Raw genomic sequence first — 18,728 nt, forward strand, 5'->3', positions numbered from 1 at the left:
CCGCCGCACCATGCAAGGAATCGGCTGATGTTCGCACGCTGGGGGAACCTCGTCCATCGCTTCCGATTCGCCGTCCTCGGCATCACCGTCGCAGCACTACTGGCCCTCAGCGGCTACGGCATCGGCCTCGAAGACCACCTCAGCTCCAGCGGACTCGACGACCCCACCTCCGAATCCGCCCGCGCGGGCCGCCTCGCCGACGAAGCCTTCGGCCGCAACCACGATGGCGACGTCATCCTGCTGTTCACCGCACCCGCCGGCAAAACCGTCGACGACCCCGCTTTCAGCACCGCGGTAGTCGACCACCTCAACCGCCTCCCCCGCGAACATCCCAACGAGATCACCGGCATCAACGGCGCCTACTGGCACACCGAAACCGGACTCAACGCAGTACAGGCCGCCACCCTGGACAAAACCACAGCCTTCGCTGCACTCGCCATCCGCGGCGACAACGACACCGACATGGTGCGGAACTTCCGAAAAGTCAAGGACGCCTTCCTCCTTCCCGGCGTCCAGGTCCAAATCGCCGGGCTGCAAGCCGTCGGCGGCACCCTCAACGACACGATCACCACCGACACCAAACGCATGGAGAAACTCGCCCTCCCCGCCGTCGCAGTGTTGCTGTTCTTCATCTTCGGCGGCCTGGTCGCCGCCGCACTACCACTGATCATCGGCGGCCTCACCGTGCTCGGCGCAGGCGGCGTCGTCCGAATCCTCACCAACTTCACCGAAGTCAACTCCTTCGTCAACGGCGTGGTATCCATGGTCGGACTCGGCCTCGCCATCGACTACGGCCTCTTCATAGTCAGCCGATTCCGCGAAGAACTCGCCGAAGGCTACGTCACCCCCACCGCCGTCCGACGCACCGTCATGACCGCAGGACGCACCGTCGTCTTCTCCGCCACCATGATCATCGCCAGCCTCGGCGGACTGCTGCTGTTCCCACAGGGCTTCCTCAAATCCCTCGCCTACGGCGCCATCGCGACCGTCTCGCTCGCCGCCCTCACCGCCATCACCATCCTGCCCGCAATCCTCGCGATCCTCGGCCCACGCGTAGACCTGCTCGGACTCAAACGATTCCGCAAAACCAAGACCGCCGACGAAGTAGAGAACGGCTTCTGGGGACGCGCTACCGGCTGGGTCATGCAACGCCCACTACGCATCGCCATCCCCCTCTGCATCGGACTTTTCCTGCTGATCCTGCCGATGAAAAACCTCGTCTTCGGCGGTATGAGCGAAAAATACCTACCCACCGACAACCCGGTCCGAACCGCCCAGCAGGACTTCGACGAACTGTTTCACCTCCGCGCAACCGATCCACTACAGCTGATCATCACCTCCGACAATTCACTCGACGTCGGCGAAGTCACGCGACGAGCCAACCAAGCACCCGGCCTCGCCCAGAAATTCGGCGTCCCGACACCTGCCCCATCGCGCCCCGGCGTCTACCGACTACAAGCTCCGCTCATCGACACTGCCAAGGGCGGGACAACCATCGAATACCTGCGCGCCATGGACATTCCCGACGGCGTCACCCTCATGGTCGGCGGCAAACCAGCAATCGAGAAAGACAGCATCGACGCCCTGCTGTACCGCATGCCCTTCATGATCGCGATGGTCCTGCTCATCACCACCATCCTGATGTTCCTCACCTTCGGATCACTGGTCCTGCCGATCAAGGCCGCACTCATGAGCGCACTCGGATTGGGCTCCACCCTCGGCATCCTGACCTGGATCTTCATCGACGGACACGGCGCAGGCCTGCTCAACTTCACCCCACAACCGATCATGGCGCCGGTGCTCGTACTCATCATCGCGATCATCTACGGCCTCTCGACCGACTACGAAGTATTCCTGCTCTCCCGCATGGTCGAGGCCCGCGCCAAGGGTGCGAGCACCAGCGAAGCCATCCGCACCGGCACCGCACACACCGGCCGCATCATCACCGCCGCCGCACTCATCCTGCTCGTCGTCACCGGTGCCTTCGCCTTCTCCGATCTCGTGATGATGCAGTACATCGCCTACGGCATGATCGCCGCGCTGTTCATCGACGCCACCATCCTGCGCATGCTCCTGGTCCCCGCGATCATGAAACTCCTCGGCGACGACTGCTGGTGGGCACCGGCCTGGATGAAACACATCCAGCAGAAGATCGGCCTCGGCGAACCTGTCCTCGACGATGAACGCCCCGGCACCAGCGATCTGCACGACCTGGTGAAATCCACACCGATCACCGACCCGGTCACCATGAAACTCCCCGTCGCCAGCGCAGCACGTTCTGAGCACGTCTGACAGCGCCCCGCGCCGAAACCGCTCGACAGCGCCGTCCACGGAGGTACGCTCACCGCCGGAAAGCGTCACCGCCGGCCACCGGACCGAAGGACGACCACCGATGAGCAGCCCCCGCCTCGAAGTCGAATACGCCGATCCGACGCCGCTGCAGGCGCGCATCGACGCGCACCGGAAATACTCAGAGAAGCCCGATGACCCCGGCACCGACGTGCTCGCCGCGATCGAGCTGACCGGAACCGAGCACCTCGCCGACATCGGCTGCGGCGATGCCCGATTCCTCGCAAACCTCGCCGCACGCGGACACCACGGCCCACTAATCGGCATCGACACCTCACCCGCCATGGTCGCCGCGGCCGCGGCCATCCCTGGCGTGCAAGCGGTGCTCGCCTACGCCGAGCAGATCCCCTTCGACGACAACACCTTCGACGTGGTCACCGCACGGCACATGCTCTACCACGTGCCCGACCCGAGAGCCGCCCTCGCCGAGTTCCGACGCGCCACCAAGCCGGGCGGCGCTGTCGCCGTCGTGGTGAACCACCCCTACACCTGTCCGCGCGCCGCGGAACTGATCGCCGCCCATGCGGGCAGCTACGGCATCACCACCACCGAAGCCTTCACCGCAACCGTCGATTCCGACACGCTTCCCGCGATGATGATCGACACCTTCGGCACCGTCCGGATCCACCGCTCCGACAACGCCCTCGTCTTCGATGCCGCCGCACCGCTGATCCGCTTCGCCGAAGCATTGTTCGGCTTCCACGGCGTTACCCCCGATCACCCCCAGCGGCAAGCGATCCTGGCCGACATGAGTGAAGACATCGAGGATTGGTTCGCCCATCATCCCGGCCAGAGCTGGCGCGATCCCAAGGGATACATCGTGGCAACCGCGACAACATAGCGCGCCACCGCTCTCCTTGCAGCTTTTGTTCAGCGATAGCGGAGGTATGTCGGGATGGTGTGTTGTCGTGTTGGTTGAGAGGGGAGTGAGATGCGTAGATGCGCATATCTACGTAGGGTAATGTTTTATTGAGCTGATCTATGCCCGACTCCGGTTCCTGCACGAGGTTGTTTACCAACGATCGAATCAGCTGGACTCACAGAAACTCGCCAACGTTCCCACCTCAGGCTCGATCTGTCCGCTCCCTCCCCCGACAGGCCCCCGCACGGCTCTATGCATTGCACCTCCCCTGGCCCAGCCAACCGGATGACAGGGATTTGCCCACCGAGAACGGTCGCCCCTGCCCCAGCAGGCTCGACGATCCCCGCTGCCGCATCCACTGCACCGAAGCAGACGGCACCACCTCAGCGCCGGCCCCTGACCGAAAGCTACGAATGGGGCTCCTGCACATCCAGATTCGGCCTTCATCGACTGCAATCGTGCGTCGTGTGCACCATTGCACCGATTGCCGCTTCATGTGATTCGTCAGCGTGGGTGTGTCGACTGGTCCAGCACCGGCAACGAGATTATGCTGACTTCGCCGTGGGACGTGGCGGCGTCCACGCGGCGTACGGGGAAGCGGCCCGCCCGGCTCCGCACACGCGGCGCCGGGCGGGTCAACTCGACCGATCCGGAGCCGCCGGCCTGCTGTCCTCAGCATCCTGGTCACCCTTGGGGCTCACCGCCGAACACCTACTCGATGCCGGCAAAGTTTGCCGCACGAACGAGGAATACTTGCCGCGAAGCATTGCAGTCGCCGAGGACGGAATACCGGGGGCAATCATGATCGAACTCGTGTTGGTGGCGGTCATCGTATTCGAAGCCGCTGGTCTGGTGGCGTTGTCGGTGTTGCTCGTCCGCAGCCGGCGCCAATTCGAGGCGTTGCAGCGGAAGGTCGACTCTCGATCGCTCTGGATGAACGGTAGTCGCGAGGCGGTCAAGACCGTGTGGGAAACCGCGAATCTGGTGCGAAAGAAGGGGTTTCGTGGCGCGGTTCTGAGCTCGGTCGAGGAACTGGCGGACTGGGCCCAAGTCGAACGCCCTGACCTCGCCCGGCTGACTCCGGACGGCCACGTCGTGATCGCGTTCTCCGATATCGAAGGTTCCACCGCCCTCAACGAGCGGCTCGGTGATCGCGTCTGGGTCAAGCTGCTCGACCGCCACGACAGGATGATCCGCAACTTCGTCACCGAGCACGGTGGGCACATTGTGAAAAGCCAGGGGGATGGCTTCATGATCGCCTTCGCCCGCCCGGAGCAGGCGGTGCGGTGCGGGTTGGATTTCCAGAGTGCACTCGGCAACGGGGTCAAACCCATCGGTACCGAGCGGGTTCGCGTGCGCATCGGCATTCACATGGGTAAATCGGTCCGGCGCGGCGATGACCTGTTCGGACGAAATGTCGCGATGGCGGCGCGGGTGGCCGGCCAGGCCGACGGCGGCGAAATCCTCATCAGCGCAGCGGTCAGAGACGCCGTCGACGGCGAACCCGACATCGTCGTCGAGCAGGGGCGCGAAGTAGAACTGAAAGGTTTTCGCGGCACCCACCACCTCTACCCGGTCGAACGGGCGTGACTCGGCGCTCGCGCCATCCTCAGCCGGCCGAGCAGATCCCCGCGCCGAGACCAGGCCCCGCCGAGCGCGCGAACAATCGTTGCGGGTGGAGATCACCGATCGTTCGAAGCGACCGGCCGGGCCGGTAGCGGTCGAGGAGTTGTTGCTCCTGGTATCGGCCGACGGCGATGTGCCAGTTCAGAATTCCCGCCATCCAGTCCTGCAATTCGGCCGCGCGCCGATCGATGACTCGGCGGGTGGATTCGTCGAGACCGTGTTCCTCGTACAGGCGAGGCAGTTCGTCGGCGACCACGTGTTCGAACTGACGCATGCGAGCGGTCAGGAGTTTGTCGACGATCTCGACCCCTTGATCTCTGTTACAGCCGAAAAAGTTCTGCATCACGCGCACAGCATTGTGGAAGTCGCCTTCGAATTCTGTCTCCTTCTGATAGGAGAACACGTCGTTGACCATCGTCGCGTAGTCGCCGGCCGTATTCTCCAGGTCCCTGATCGTCTGTGTCGCATAGATTTCCGGCGGAACGAGATCATCGTGCGACAGTCTCGACAGTGCCATGGTGAGCTCCGACCCGAAGGTATGTCTGCGCATCTCCACGTAGTCGATCGGATCCGGGATTCGGTTCAGCACGGTGTTCGCGATCTCCCACTCACATGCATCGAGGAACTTCACGACAGCGACCCGAAACGCTGACTTCTGGTCGACTGTCATGTCTGCCGTCGTCCGTTGCCAACAATCGGCAAGCGCCGATTCCATCGGACCGACGGTCGCGGGGGCCCCGGCCGAATCGATCGGCATGCAGGCCAACAGTCGCCGCCCCTGTAGCTTCGCGGCGACAATGTCTTTGTCCCGGCCGAACACAGTTGGGTAGTAGTCGTCGACATAGGTTCCCCAGGCCAGCCAGGAAGCCGACAAGTCCAACTCGGCGGGCGTCGCGTCGGGATCGAGACCCGCAGAACAGAGGGCGAAATCGCCGTCACGCAGATCCTGCTCGCGCCACAGACCAGGACCTGTCACACCGGCCACCGGGTCGAAGAAACCCATGCCACACGCCCAAGCCACCAGGTTCTCGCGCGCGGTGTCCAGATGCGGATTCAACTGAACCGCGTAGGGCATGTAGAACTGCGGCAGCGGCGTGGGGCCGACCGACTCGCGGTGGGGATGAAGGAAGCTCCTCGACCTACCGAGTCCCAGCCGCCCGGCGAGGGGCGCGATGAAGGCAGAGGTACCGAGCCCCCGAGGTTTCAGCAGCATGGCGAGCGGGTTGGTCGAGGCGCGAACACCGTTGCTGTTCATGTATCGACTCGAGCGCAGATGCCATTCGTGACCACCGGATTGCCAATCCTGAAGGCCCTTGGTGTATGCCAGCACGGCCGCTTGCTCCCGCGGACCGACACCGAGTTCCGTGAAGAGCATGGGCAATTCGGTCACGGCGGTGTGCTCGAACTGCTGCACACGGGAGGTCAGCAGATCGTTGATGAGATCCACGGCCTGTTGCGTCCCGTAGTCGAAAAACCGCTCGACCACAAGGATCCCATTGGCGTTCTCCCCCTCGTTCTGGACTTCGCGTTCGTAGGAGAAAATGTCGTTTCGCAGGTGCACGCCGTCGGAGAAGGTGTCGCGCAGTACCTTCAGCGGGCGGGTTCCCGCCAGTTCGGCGGGGATCTCCGCGCCGATGGCGTGCTCGACAAGATTGGCCGACCACGGTGCGCCGCCGACCTTTCGCCGCATCTCGATGTATTCGATCGGATTGGCGATTCTGCCCTCGGATATGTTGGCCAGCTCCCATCGTGATTCCTCGAGCAGCGCCCTGGTCGTCGCCACGAATCGCCGCCGCCAGTCGACCGACATGGTCGGCACCGTGCGATCCCACAGATCTGCGAGTCCGAGCTCCACCGGGTTGGTCGGCTCCGGCGTCGCGCCACCCGCGATCGGCATGAAGTCCCGCAGTCGCTCGAGGTAGTGCCTGGCGCCCGCAGTGTCCTTGGTGCGCTTGAACAACTCGAGGAAATGGTCGTCGAAGTAGAAGACCCAGACATACCAGTCGGTGATCAGATCCAGTTCGGGCCCGTCGCACTCGGGATGGGTGTACGCGCACAGCAGACCGTAGTCGTGACGCTCGAGATCATCCTCGTCCCAGATGTGTCGCCCCTCTTGCGGTTCGAAAAAGCCCATCTCGGCGGCCCACTGCCTGGTGTGGGCGCGTGCGCCGTCGACGTGCGGATTGAGCCGCGCCGGATACGGCATGTAGAACTCGGGCAATTCGAATGGCTGCATGAGGTCTCCTCGGACGGGCGACGTGTCGGAATCAGGAGGCGGTACCGGCATGGGTGGCTTCCGGCAGCGGGCGTGCGGCTGCCACCAACGCATGGGGTCGGTGATCTTCACTCGCGGTCGGCCGGTCGAGGCGCCATCAGTACGCTCCGCCCTATCGATGGAGTGCCGGCCCGCACGATCTATCCCGGCATAGCGCCGAAGTGATTGCACGAGATCGTCTTCGGAGAAGATCGCACCCACCGGGCAGGCGTCGACGCAACTTCCGCAGTCGATGCAGGTGACGGGGTCGATGTAGACCATTTCGGCGGTGGCGAACTCGGGCTGGTCCGTTGTCCGCCGGATGCAGTCGACCGGACCTTCGGCGATGCAGCTCGCGTCGTTGCAGCACGGCTGGTGATCACATACGCCATGACTCCGGCCTTTCACTTGGTGCGCGCTATGGCGTCATCGGCGATGTGGCGCATGGCTTGGATCACCGCTGTGGCAAAGGGGGCTTTGTCGAGCACGCGGTTGGCTTCGGCCCACCGGGCTCGGATCATCCGGTGGACGGTTTCCTTGGCGGTGGCGGCAACGATGTCCCGGCATATGGCCGCACCTCGATCATCCAGTTCGGGGTCGCCGAGCAGGGCGTGTAGGCGTGCGGACTGTTCGGCGTCTGCGCGCTCGAGAGCAATCGCCATCAGGACAGTGTGTTTGCCGTCGCGCAGGTCATCGAGATTGGACTTGCCGGTGCGTGCAGGGTCTCCGAACACGCCCAGCAGATCGTCTTGCAATTGGAAAGCTTCACCGAGCGGTCGGGCATAGCTGGTAAGGGCGTCGTGAACCCGCGCGCCCGCATCGGCGATCGCGGCACCGAGCTGCAGTGGGCTCTCGAAGGTGTAGGCGACGGTCTTATGACGGATGATCTGCAGCGCGCGCTCGATGTCGTTCGAAGGCCGGCCGGTGGCGAGCAAATCAAGGTATTGCCCATACATCACGTCGCTGCGCATCGCGTCGACGACCATGCGCGCTGCGGCGCGTTGCGTGGCCGAGAGCTCGGCGGTGTTCAGCAGTTCGGCCGACCAGACCAGCGCGAGATCGCCGAGGACGATCGCAGCGTCCGCGCCGAACCTGCTCGGATCGGGTCGGTCGTTGTAGAGCTCGGCCAACGCGCGGTGGACTGTCGGTCTGTCGCGGCGCGTATTGCTGTTGTCGATGATGTCATCGTGGATCAGGACCGCTGCGTGGAACATCTCCAGCGACGCCGCGGCCTTGATGACGAACGCGGGCGGCTCCGCACTGCCGCCCCCGGCGTACCAGCCGAGAACGCACAGCAGCGGCCGGATCCGCTTGCCGCCCGCAAACAGAAAGGTATGCAGCGCGCGAGTGATCTCCTCGGGTAGCCAAAGTGCCCCGGCGGTGCGGGCCTTGTCGCGCAGAAAATCCCCCAACGCGGCATCCACCTGTCCGCGGATGGCCTGCAGATCGAGCGGTTCAGCGATTTGCACAGATGCGGTCACGGTGTTGTCCCCGTTTCGTGGAGGTCTGCCTGTTGGGTGAGGGCGAGCGCTTCCTCGATCAATGCGTCGACGATGAGGTGCTCGGGGACGGTCCGGATGATCCGGCCTCCGACGAAGATCTGCCCCTTGCCGTTGCCCGAGGAGACGCCGAGATCGGCCTCGCGCGCCTCGCCGGGACCGTTGACAACACAACCCATTACGGCGACCCGCAACGGATGCGGGAAACCTTCGAACGCGGCTTCGACACGACTGGCGAGCCGATGGATATCGACCTGGACGCGGCCACAGCCGGGGCAGGAAACGATCTCCAGTTTGCGTGGGCGTAGTCCGAGGGACTGCAGGATGTGATTGCCTGCCTTCACTTGATCGGCCGGCGGCGCGGAGATCGAGACCCGGATCGTGTCCCCGATTCCTTCCGACAACAGGATCGCGAACGCGACAGCGGATTTGACGGTTCCCTGGAACATCGGACCGGCCTCGGTGACGCCGAGGTGAATCGGATAGTCGCAGCTCTCGGCGAGGAGCTGGTTGGCGAGGATCATGGTCTGCGGGTCATGGTGTTTCACGGCAATTTTCAGATCCCCGAAGCCGTGCTCCTCGAACAGCGCCGCCTCCCACAGCGCCGATTCCACCAGTGCTTCAGCGGTCGCGCAGCCATGCTTGGCCAGCAACCTCGGGTCGAGGGAACCCGCATTGACCCCGACGCGGATCGGTATTCGGGCTGCCGATGCGGCCCGGGCGATATCGGCGACACGGTCGTCGAACTTCTTGATATTGCCGGGATTCACCCGAACGGCGGCGCAGCCCGCATCGATGGCGGCGAACACGTAGCGCGGCTGGAAATGGATGTCGGCGATTACCGGCAGCGGCGATCGCGCCACGATCGCCGCTAAGGCTGCGGCGTCATCCGGGGTGGGCACTGCCACCCGGACCAGGTCGCACCCCGCGGCGGTGACCTCCGCGATCTGCTGCAGTGTGGCGTCGACGTCAGCGGTGCGAGTAGTGGTCATGGTCTGGACGGAGACCGGCGCACCGCCGCCGACCGGGACTCCACCGATGTTCAGGCGTCGAGTGCGCCGCCCCACCGGCGGTATGGGCGGGCCGAGATCTGCGGTGGTCATCCGCGCGCCTCCTGATTTCGACTCGAATGGGCCGCACAGGCCCGCAGCACGGCATCGACGATCCCGTCCGCGGCGAGCCCGCTCTCGGCCGGGGTGTCACGGCGGCGACCGTGCGGCAGGCAGCGTGCCGGTAGGCCGATGCCGAAACTCTTTGTGGTGCTGTTTGTTTCGGAATTCGCCTCGGTCAGCGCGGTCTGCACCCCACCCGCACGGGCGCCGTCCTGGACCGTGATCACGAGACGATGCCTGATGGCCGGCTCGACCACGCCGAGGTTCGAGCCGAGTTGTCCGCCGACGGCCGTGACGATGTCGATGACGAGTCGGCGGACCTGTCTGGCGAGCGCGGCCAGCAGCACCGGCGGCATTTGTCGCACATCGTCGGGCTGCCAGAAGTGCGCAAGAGCGCCGGGCCCGAGCACCGCAGCGGACGAGGCGGCGGCAATGGGCACCTGTGCTGTCATGACCGGCGCCTGACGGGTGTCGGGGCTGCGAAGGCGATGTCCTCCACGGCGGTACGGTGCTCACGGACCGTGACCGGGCCCATCGAGCGCAAAGCATCGATAACCTCGTCGACCAATCGCTGCGGCGCGGAAGCCCCCGCGGACAGACCGATCACCGTCGCCTCCGTGAGCCACTCCGGGTCGATCGCGGCAGCGTCTTCGATCAGATACGCCGGAATACCGTGTCGCTCGGCGACCTCGACCATGCGCTGCGAGTTGGACGAATTGGTAGAACCGACGACCAGGACGAGGTCACTGCGTCCGGCAATCGCCTCGACCGCATGCTGCCGGTTGGTGCTGGCGTAGCAGATGTCGGCGCTGCCGGGACCGCGGAGCTGCGGAAAGCGTTCGTGCAGCGCCCGTACCGTGCGTTCGGTCTCCTCCACCGACAAGGTGGTCTGGGTGAGGTAGGCGATCGGCGCTCCGTCCGGGATCTGCAGCGCGGCAACATCATCGGGACTGTCGATAACCACCGTCGATTCCGGCGCTTCCCCGAAGGTCCCCTCGACCTCTTCGTGCCCGGCATGCCCGACGAGCACGATCGTGTCGCCGCGCGCGGCGAAGCGTTTGGCCTCGGTGTGGACCTTGGTGACCAGCGGGCAGGTGGCGTCGACGACCGTCAGCCCACGCTCCGCGGCTTGTCGGCGAACCTGTGGTGAAACACCGTGCGCAGAGAACACCACTGTCGCGCCACGCGGAACCTCATCCAGCTCCTCGACGAATACCGCGCCGCGGCCGGCGAGATCGTTCACCACGTGCGCGTTGTGCACGATCTGCTTGCGGACATACACCGGCTCGTGCCGGTCGGTGGCAGCAAGCAGATGTTCCACCGTCTCGATCGCGCGCTCGACGCCGGCGCAGAACGACCGTGGCGCGGCCAGCAGTACTGTCCGGTGCCTCGACATCGACATCGGCATCAGCTTCTCGCCGCGGCGGCGTCGACGTGCTCCATAATCCCGATGGCGTCGGGGACCAAGATCGCCACCGAGTCGTACGAGGTGACCAGATACTGCAGGACGGCGCGGTCGTCGACGCCCATGAAACGCACGTTGCGCCCGGGTTCGTACTCATCGGGCAGACCGGTCTTTCGAAGTGCCGGATCATCGAAGCCGCGCGGTACGGGAATCTCCGTCAGCGTCTCGGGAACGACTCGCACCTGGTCGGCGCCGGGCTGGATGAACGACACCCGCCCCTGCCCGGTGCGCACCGTGAGCCGGCGGTTGACTCGGTACGTGCCGTCGGATTCCTCCACCCAAGGAAGTTGCCGCACCAGCCACCGGGAGGTGATTCCGGCCATTTGCGGCGGAGTCTTCGTGGTGGTGGCCAGATTTCGGGCCGCAGCGGTACTCAGGGAGTGCTGTCCGACTCGCCGAGCAGAAGCGTCGGGCTCGTCGGTGACGGTCATTTCGGGATCAATAGCCATAGCGGCACCTTTTCGCGGTGGTGGGTTGTTCGCCGGCGGCCGAACACACTCGACGGCCCGAGCACGGAGCCTGTCATGATTCTGTGGCCGAGAGCGGAATTCGACCACGCGACCATTCTAATATCGACGACAGTGCGGAACAGTGTTGTTTGCCAACATCTTTCACGTATTCAATGAAATGTCGACAATCCTCTCCGAAGCAATAAGAATCGCCACCTCCGCCGAATGCCGAGGCGTCGACTAGTTAATACGCCGTCTATCGATCTCTACGTTTCACCAGGTGAGCCAACGCCATCAGATCATCGGCCGAGGTTTTTTCGGGCAGCGCATCGATTGCCGCCCGCACCCGTTGGTCAGCATGCTGCTGCGTCAGTTCTTTCGCACCGACACGATCAATGAGAGCCGTTGCGCGGATAACGTCTATCGAGGCCGAAGTCGGGCCGCGCCGATAGATGTCGGCCAGCTCGGCCGCCGCGCCATTGTGCATGGCAAGCGCAACGACGACAGGTAGCGACAGTTTGTGGCGCGCCAGATCATTGGCGGACTTTCCGGTGCGTGCCGGATCACCCCAGATGCCGATGACGTCGTCGACGAACTGGAAGGCCAGCCCCAGTTGCCGCCCGAATTCGTCCATCGCTGTGATCGTGGCGGCATCGGCGCCCGCGCACATCGCGCCGAGGGCGCACGCACAACCCATCAAGGCGCCCGTTTTGCCCATCGCCATGTGCAAGTAGTCGTCCACATCGATCCGCAAGCTCGACTCGAAGGCACAGTCTTCGTTCTGACCTCGGCACATCTCGATCACGGCCGCCTCCAGCCTGACAACCGCAGCGGCCGCCATCGCCGCAGGCAGACTCGTCGCCAACAATCTGGCCGCCTGGGCATGCAGCGAATCACCGAGCAGGATGGCGTCAGAAATCCCCCAGGTCGCCCACACCGCGGGACGCCCACGCCGCAGCCGGTCGACATCCATGACGTCGTCATGCAGCAGGGAGAAGTTGTGCACCAGCTCGACTGCTGTCGCGGCGTGCAGCGCGTGCGCATTCACGCTGCCCACCGCGGCTGCTGTACAGAGGGTCAGCGCCGGACGCAGCGCCTTCCCTGGTCTGGTTCGCGTCGGCGTCCCCGACGCGTCCCACCAGCCGAAGTGATAGCCGGCCATGAGACGCAAAGGATCAGGCAGTGCCTCGACCGAATCCCGCAATAGCGGTTCGCACATCCGTCGGGACCGCGCCAAGATTTCCCCGGCTCGATGATGTAAGGATGCCGAATTTTTCGCGGTCGTCATCCAGACCCCCTCCCTCCCATGTAATTTATGGCCGGCGATCGGTGCCGGTGTCACAACGGATCAAGCCAATAAATACTCGAGCGATCAACGTTCGCGACGCATGATTCGATAACAGAAGGGCCGCTCGATAAATCGAGTCGGCTATCCGCATCGAGGTGGCGATCTATGGGACATGACGTATCGGTAAGGCTGTGCAACCAGTTCGATGGAGCTCCTACACCGGACCGGACGGCCCGGCGCCTGTCACCAACTGCGTTATGTAGACCGAGCTCCAATTCTAGTGTTCGAACGAGCACCGGTACAGCCCTTACGGGCGAGTAAGTTTCGACCTCTCGAATCAGGCAGACTCCGGATTATAGTGAGCACCAACTACTTCCGTGGATGAATTGCACAGATCGTTCCGAAAACCATCGGATCGCTTACGACCAAGCGAGTTTCCCGACTCGACGATCGTGACGCGCCGAATCGGAGTACACCAGCGTCCGGTCGATGGCGTCGAAAAACATCCACATGTCGGCTCGACCCGAAGAGGCCGCACCCCTCGCCCAACTCCTGAGGCTCAGTGATCGAGCTCGGAGGAAGACCCCTATCAACCCGTGTCGCCGGCGAACGGCGCCTGTGCACAACCGGGGCCCAGCGCCCAGACCGCTGTAGCGCCGAACATCTATGTGAGGAGCGTGCCCAGATGACCGAGGCACCCGAAACGATGCGCGCGGCGGTATTGGACGCACCCGGACCGCCCGAGGCGCTGCACTTGCGTACCCTGCCGATACCGACTCCACAGCGCGGTCAGGTGCTGATCCGCGTCCGGGCATTCGGGCTCAATCGTTCCGAGTTGCATACCCGGCTCGGGCCGGCCGAGGGGGTGACCTTTCCGCGTGTGCTCGGGATCGAAGCCGTTGGCGAGGTCGCGGCCTGCCCAGGTGGCGAGTTCGAGGCCGGGCAGCAAGTCGCCGCGATGATGGGCGATATGGGGCGCACCTACAACGGCGGCTACGCGGAATACAGCTGTGTCCCTGTCGCACAGGTCATTCCGTTCAGCAGCGACCTGGACTGGGCCACGCTGGGTGCGGTGCCGGAAATGCTGCAGACGGCCTACGGCTCGCTCACGGTCGGCCTCGACGCCCGGCGCGGCCAATCGATCCTGATCCGCGGCGGCACCTCCTCGGTGGGGATGGCCACCGCAATTCTCGCTGAACAGCGCGGCATGACCGTGCTCTCGACCACCCACAATCCGGCCAAGGCCGCAGCGCTGACGGCCATAGGCGTCGATCATGTCCTCCTCGACACCGGTGAGATCGCGAAGCAGGTGCGCGAGCTTACCGACGGCGGCGTCGATACCGCACTGGAGCTCGTCGGCACGCCGACCCTGCCCGACACGTTGCGCGCCAAGCGATTTCACGGCGTGGTCTGCTTTACCGGCATGCTGTCGAATCAGTGGACCGTCGAAAACTTCTACCCCATCGGCTATCTCCCGCGCGGCGTCCGGCTCGCGGCCTACGGTGGCGACGCGGGCGATCTGCCTGCGGAAGTCCTGCAGAGCTTCCTGGACACCGTCGCCTCCGGCACGGCACAGGTTCCCCTCCACTGTTCCTTCACCCTCGACCAGATCCAGGAGGCGCACGCCTACCTGGAATCGGACCGCGCCACCGGAAAACTCGTCGTCACCACCTGACACCCTGTGGATGCCGCGCGCATGTTCAGCGTGGCGGGTTCCACGGGATCAAGACGATCTTTCCCCGGACCCGGCCGGACTCGCTGAGTTGATGAGCTTTTGCGACCTCCGACAGGCTCATCACCTGGTCTATCTCGACGCGGAGTTCGCCACGTTCGACAGCGGCCGTGATCTCCTCCAGACCGGTGCCCGACGGCACGACATAGTGGCGGCGATACCGAGGGTCGGATTCGGCATCGTTGCCCTGCGCATCGATGAGGCGACCGCCCGGAGCCAGCACCGGCAGTGAGCGCGAGCCGTATTCCCCGCCGACGAGATCGAGCACTACGTCGATGTTCTGGACTGCAGTGGCGAAATCGGTTGTGGTGTAGTCGATCAGCTCGTCTGCCCCGATGTCGCTGAGGAATTCGTGGTTGCTGCCGCGGGCGGTGCCGACCACATGCGCGCCGCGGGATTTGGCTATCTGTACCGCAAGATGGCCGACCCCACCCGCAGCCGCGTGCACGAGCACCCGCTGGCCCTGGCGGAGATCCGCGAGGGCCTGCCAGGCCGTAAGCGCGGCGGTCGGCAATGCCGCCGCGCGCACATGATCGAGGGTCGCCGGTTTGGCAGCAAGGGCAACCTCCTGTACGACTACATATTCGGCGTACGCACCGAATCGACCCAACACCATGCCGTGCACCTCGGCGCCGAGCTGGAATCGCGTCGTGCCCGGACCGAGCTCTTCGACGACTCCGGACACATCGAAGCCAAGAGTGAACGGCGGATCTCCGAGTTCGCGGATCAACCCCGACCGCACCTTCCAGTCCGCCGCGTTCACCGCGGTCGCGGCCACCCGGACCAGCACCTCGCCCGCCCCTGGTCGAGGCCGATCGACCTCCACCGTCTCGAGAACTTCGGGACCGCCGTAGGTCTTCTGTGTAATTGCCAGCATGCCCATGATTCTCACGCGGTCTAGTATCAACTGGGAAGAAGGCACCTTTTCGATACCGAGGTACCCAATGGAAACTACCTGGGACTGGGAACCCTCCCCGAACCTGGTCGAAAGCTACCTCCGGCACTGCCCGGCGCGGGATGTGCTCAGCGTCCTCGCGGACAAATGGGTGCTGCTGGTGCTCGGCGTACTGCGCAAGAGCGAGGGGCCCGTACGGTTCAACGACCTGCGTCGCCGCCTCGACGGCATTACCCAGAAGATGCTCACCAAGACCTTGCGCGGTCTGGAACGCGACGGCCTCGTCCGCCGCGACGTGTATCCGACAGTCCCGCCCCGTGTGGAGTATTCGCTCACCGAACTCGGCGCCAGCCTCGGCGAACTCAGCCACGCCATGGGCATGTGGTCGCAGCAGCACCACATCGAAATCCTCACCGCACGTGAGGATTTCGATGCGAGGGCGGCGCGGGAGCCCGAGCCGCTCCGTTAACGCAAGCGCGCAGCGAGCCGGGTAGCGTTCATGTAGGCGATGGCTTCGATCGACACCATCGGATTCACACCGGATGCGGTGGGGAAACAGGATCCATCCGCGACAACGAGATTCGAGTAACCCCACACCACACCATCGGGGTCGGTGGCCGAATCCGCCGCGGATCCACCCATCCTGGCCGAGCCCATGATGTGCAGCGCGCCCATCGCGCACCGACCGGGGTCGTAGCCCGCACTGTGGCACTGGGCGACGAATTCGTCGTAGGAACCGTGCACCCCCGGCTCGTATGCCGGCCCCGCCTGATGTCCCGAGGAGATTCGCCGCGCTCCCGCAGCTTCGAGAAGCCTCGCCGCGCCTTCGATTCCGGCGTGCATGTGTTTTTTGTCGTACTCCGACAATCGGTACCGGACCACTGCTTCGCCATCGCGATCGGTCGACACCTTGCCGTGGTCACGGTCGCGCGTGATGACCCCCACTGCGACGGTGTGCGCGAGATTCAGCATGGCATCGCGATGCTGAGCGCCACCACTCCAATTCATGAAGCCCACCGACATGGCCGGCGTCATGGGCCCGGTCTCGTAGATGACGCCGTAACCCGCGCCGTCCAGGTCAGCATGCTGCGTCGAGTAGCGGGTCTGCATGCCGCCTTCCCACGGCCGTATCTCTTCGTCGAACGTCCCGAACACCGCGGTGGCCGGGTGCAAACGCAGGTATCGGCCGATATTTTTGCCGGTGATGCCGGATCTGCCCAGCAACGCGGGTGTCTGAATCGCGCCCGCGGCAACGACAACAGCGCGGGACCTGATGGTGATCGACTTTCCGTCGGTGGTGACGGCTTCGACACCGGCCGCGGAACCATTGTTCACCATGATCTTTCGCACATCGGTGCCGATCAGGATGCGCGCGCCGTTTTCGGCGGCGTCGGCCAGCCACGTCTTCACGACAGATTGTTTGGCGCCGATCCGGCAGCCGAACCCGCAACGACCGCACTCGATTCCAGCATCACAATTGCGGACATTGCGCGGCATCGCATCGATATGCCATCCGAGCTCGGTCGCACCGCGCTCCAGCACAGTGTCGCGGGCGGAGATGGCGGAATGGTCGCGATTCACCGAGATCCTGCGCTCCACCGCGTCCAACGCCTCGGTGAACTCGTCGGCGGCAAACTGTTTGGCGCCCAGGCTCGCCCATTCGTCGCGCACCGAGTCGGGTGTGCGGAACGACGTGGTCCAGTTGACGACGGTACCGCCACCGAGGCAGGTGCCTGCCACGAGACCGAGTTGCCCCTCGGCAGTGGTGGCCGGACCGGGAGCGTACAAACGCAGCAATCCGTCGAGCTCACCGGAACCGAAGTTCGCGTCGTCGTAATAGCCGCCACGTTCGACGACCACCACTGCCAGACCGGCCGCGGCAAGCACCCCGGCCGCGGTCCCGCCGCCTGCGCCGGACCCGATCACCACGACGTCGCAATCCAGGGTGGTGTCCTCGGTCGGCTGCACCGGCCGCAATCCTGGGGCGGGCGCGTCGGGCAGCGGTCCCGGCGGCGGCGTGAATCCCATTCGCTCCCAGGCGGGATGGATGCCCGTCGGCCCGGAGGCCACGTAGTAGGCCGTGACTGCCGCGGACTTCAGCGCCTGGAACAACGCGCGCTTACGAGCGATACGGGAGCCACCGAGGCCGAGCAGTGCCTGCTCACGGTCCTGCGGCGTCAGGGAGGAGAAGCGGCGCGCGCCGCGGCCAGTGAGTAGACCGAAGGTGCGGGAATCCCAGGCATTCAGCAACAGGTCGAAAGCCTTCCCGTCGGGCGCACTCGGATTGCGCTCGAGCAACTGCTCGACGACATCGACCGCGCCTATCTGCGTCGCGGACGGCAGCTCGGCCCCGTCTCCCGGTGTGAAGGTATCGCAGATGAGGCCGAGCGTGGCTCGCTGCTTGGCAGTCAATGGCATGACGAGAAGCATATTGCCCAACTGACTCAATGGCTGCAAAAGCGTTCCCAAAGACGGCGGCGCACATGTCGTTACGACAGTGACTCGGGCAACCGCACCGCGGTCGCCCGAGTGACACGTGGGCACGGCGTCAGCTGAACCGGCTCCGCTCGAATTCCCGATTGAGCACTCCTGAACGGAATGCCTCGACCTCCGCCGCGCTGAAGTGCAGTTCCACGCCGTCGACCGGCTGCGGTGCGGCAGCATCCGCACTGAATACGTAGACGCCGTCGTCGTGTCGCGTGGTCAAGTACAGGTCAGCTCGCCCGGCACGTAGGCCCTCCTGAAAAGCGTCGAACTGCTGATCGGTGAAATACAGCAGCTGCTCGCCGGGCAGGGCCGCATCCAGGCCGGCGTGCTCGGCGGCCAGTTTGTCGTCCCAGACGGCGGTCCAGCCGTCCCGGCGGGCAACTCGGACGCAGTTCTGGTTGGGTGAACTGGCCGCAGCCTTGATGAATTCGCCAATAGTGAAGGTCGGCTCCATTGTCGTTCCTTTCTACGGGGTAAAGCTGGGGCGGCACAGGGACTCACGAGTCCTTGCCCGCCCCGTGTTACGGCATATAGCCGACGGCGGCGAAATTACACGGCCGCGCCGGATGATCGACATCGACGGCTAGGTTCTGTCTCGAAGTGAGTGAATGGGGTGGCTCCGCGCAGCGGTGCCACCCCATCAGCGTGCTCGATGGAAGCTGTTGCCCGCGTTGGTATATGGGTGAGGTCTCCGGTATTTCGGATTAGCG

At 64.5% G+C, this 18,728-nt stretch carries 15 protein-coding genes; 5 read left to right on the forward strand and 10 right to left on the reverse strand.

The window, feature by feature from the left end; all coding sequences use genetic code 11:
* Positions 1 to 27 precede the first annotated feature (27 nt).
* The 3 genes from ACLMAL_RS27760 (at position 28) to ACLMAL_RS27770 (ending at position 4,801) form a co-directional block, all read left to right on the forward strand.
* Entirely contained in the window at positions 28 to 2,292 is a 2,265-nt protein-coding gene (locus ACLMAL_RS27760; RefSeq protein WP_412001768.1) for an MMPL family transporter, read from the forward strand.
* Between the two features lie 100 nt (positions 2,293 to 2,392).
* A complete protein-coding gene (locus ACLMAL_RS27765; protein WP_412001769.1) occupies positions 2,393 to 3,190 on the forward strand; it encodes a class I SAM-dependent methyltransferase in 798 nt (265 codons plus the stop codon).
* Between the two features lie 822 nt (positions 3,191 to 4,012).
* Positions 4,013 to 4,801, forward strand: coding sequence for an adenylate/guanylate cyclase domain-containing protein (locus tag ACLMAL_RS27770; RefSeq protein WP_412001770.1), 789 nt, complete (start codon positions 4,013 to 4,015; stop codon positions 4,799 to 4,801).
* A 19-nt stretch (positions 4,802 to 4,820) separates the two neighbouring features.
* On the opposite strand, the gene ACLMAL_RS27775 is transcribed toward ACLMAL_RS27770, so the two are convergent.
* The 7 genes from ACLMAL_RS27775 to ACLMAL_RS27805 all read right to left on the reverse strand — a co-directional run bounded on the left by ACLMAL_RS27775 (position 4,821) and on the right by ACLMAL_RS27805 (position 12,835).
* Positions 4,821 to 7,073, reverse strand: coding sequence for a terpene synthase family protein (locus ACLMAL_RS27775; protein WP_412001788.1), 2,253 nt, complete (start codon positions 7,071 to 7,073; stop codon positions 4,821 to 4,823).
* Between the two features lie 422 nt (positions 7,074 to 7,495).
* The gene (locus ACLMAL_RS27780) at positions 7,496 to 8,572 is read right to left on the reverse strand and encodes a polyprenyl synthetase family protein (RefSeq protein WP_412001771.1); all 1,077 of its coding nucleotides are present in this window, start codon (positions 8,570 to 8,572) and stop codon (positions 7,496 to 7,498) included.
* A complete protein-coding gene (gene ispG / locus ACLMAL_RS27785; protein WP_412001772.1) occupies positions 8,569 to 9,693 on the reverse strand; it encodes a flavodoxin-dependent (E)-4-hydroxy-3-methylbut-2-enyl-diphosphate synthase in 1,125 nt (374 codons plus the stop codon). The genes ACLMAL_RS27780 and ispG overlap by 4 nt, the downstream gene beginning before the upstream one ends.
* A complete protein-coding gene (locus ACLMAL_RS27790; protein ID WP_412001773.1) occupies positions 9,690 to 10,154 on the reverse strand; it encodes a 1-deoxy-D-xylulose-5-phosphate synthase N-terminal domain-containing protein in 465 nt (154 codons plus the stop codon). The genes ispG and ACLMAL_RS27790 overlap by 4 nt, the downstream gene beginning before the upstream one ends.
* Positions 10,151 to 11,098 (reverse strand): 4-hydroxy-3-methylbut-2-enyl diphosphate reductase, encoded by a 948-nt coding sequence (gene ispH / locus ACLMAL_RS27795; protein WP_412001789.1) that lies wholly within the window; start codon positions 11,096 to 11,098, stop codon positions 10,151 to 10,153. Before ispH ends, ACLMAL_RS27790 begins: the two co-directional genes overlap by 4 nt.
* A gap of 11 nt (positions 11,099 to 11,109) precedes the next feature.
* The gene (locus tag ACLMAL_RS27800) at positions 11,110 to 11,616 is read right to left on the reverse strand and encodes a hypothetical protein (protein WP_412001774.1); all 507 of its coding nucleotides are present in this window, start codon (positions 11,614 to 11,616) and stop codon (positions 11,110 to 11,112) included.
* Positions 11,617 to 11,872: 256 nt separating this feature from the next.
* Positions 11,873 to 12,835 (reverse strand): polyprenyl synthetase family protein, encoded by a 963-nt coding sequence (locus ACLMAL_RS27805; RefSeq protein ID WP_412001775.1) that lies wholly within the window; start codon positions 12,833 to 12,835, stop codon positions 11,873 to 11,875.
* A 754-nt stretch (positions 12,836 to 13,589) separates the two neighbouring features.
* Between ACLMAL_RS27805 and ACLMAL_RS27810 the strand changes: the two genes are divergently transcribed.
* Positions 13,590 to 14,579: a zinc-binding alcohol dehydrogenase family protein gene (locus tag ACLMAL_RS27810; RefSeq protein ID WP_412001776.1), complete on the forward strand. Its 990-nt coding sequence runs from the start codon at positions 13,590 to 13,592 to the stop codon at positions 14,577 to 14,579.
* A 25-nt stretch (positions 14,580 to 14,604) separates the two neighbouring features.
* On the opposite strand, the gene ACLMAL_RS27815 is transcribed toward ACLMAL_RS27810, so the two are convergent.
* On the reverse strand, positions 14,605 to 15,513 hold the full coding sequence (locus ACLMAL_RS27815) for an NADP-dependent oxidoreductase (protein ID WP_412001777.1): 909 nt from the start codon (positions 15,511 to 15,513) through the stop codon (positions 14,605 to 14,607).
* Positions 15,514 to 15,580: 67 nt separating this feature from the next.
* Here ACLMAL_RS27815 and ACLMAL_RS27820 point away from each other — a divergent pair, with 67 nt between their 5' ends.
* Complete coding sequence (locus ACLMAL_RS27820; RefSeq protein ID WP_412001778.1) at positions 15,581 to 16,000, forward strand: winged helix-turn-helix transcriptional regulator; 420 nt, start codon at positions 15,581 to 15,583, stop codon at positions 15,998 to 16,000.
* Here the strand turns inward: ACLMAL_RS27820 and ACLMAL_RS27825 are convergent.
* On the reverse strand, positions 15,997 to 17,949 hold the full coding sequence (locus ACLMAL_RS27825) for a GMC family oxidoreductase N-terminal domain-containing protein (RefSeq protein ID WP_412001779.1): 1,953 nt from the start codon (positions 17,947 to 17,949) through the stop codon (positions 15,997 to 15,999). The two genes, ACLMAL_RS27820 and ACLMAL_RS27825, sit on opposite strands and share 4 nt — an antisense overlap.
* 130 nt (positions 17,950 to 18,079) lie before the next feature.
* On the reverse strand, positions 18,080 to 18,472 hold the full coding sequence (locus ACLMAL_RS27830) for a hypothetical protein (RefSeq protein ID WP_412001780.1): 393 nt from the start codon (positions 18,470 to 18,472) through the stop codon (positions 18,080 to 18,082).
* Positions 18,473 to 18,728: the final 256 nt, after the last annotated feature.

The organism is Nocardia sp. CWNU-33 (assembly GCF_046764895.1).
GTDB lineage: Bacteria > Actinomycetota > Actinomycetes > Mycobacteriales > Mycobacteriaceae > Nocardia.